Origin of the sequence: Streptomyces bobili (assembly GCF_002154575.1) — a bacterium.
In the GTDB taxonomy this organism is placed as follows: Bacteria; Actinomycetota; Actinomycetes; order Streptomycetales; family Streptomycetaceae; genus Streptomyces; species Streptomyces bobili.
On the sequence record NZ_MUBA01000793.1, the window covers coordinates 1 to 285 of the forward strand.

Below are 285 nucleotides of genomic sequence, written 5' to 3' on the forward strand. Positions count from 1 at the left end.
GGATCCCGCCGACCCCCTCCGCGACTCCCTCCGCCGGGAACGCGCCCATCACGACGCCTGCCGCGCCGCGCTCGCCGCGATGCGCGCGGGCGCCGACCTCCAGGTCGTCACCGGCGAGGACGTCTCCGCCTCCGGTGCCGACGCCGAGGTCCTCGGACACCGGCTGCGCAGTCAGGCCAAGGCCCTGCGCGAACTCCCCGACGGGCCCCTCTTCTTCGGCCGGCTCGACTTCGCCGAGGGAACCGGCGGCGAGCACGCCGGCCTCGCCCACCACATCGGCCGGGT

Annotated in this window: 1 pseudogene; it reads left to right on the plus strand. The window is 76.8% G+C overall.

The features are described 5' to 3' along the window. Positions 1-285, plus strand: a pseudogene (locus BZL64_RS41745) (AAA family ATPase); the annotation flags it as partial.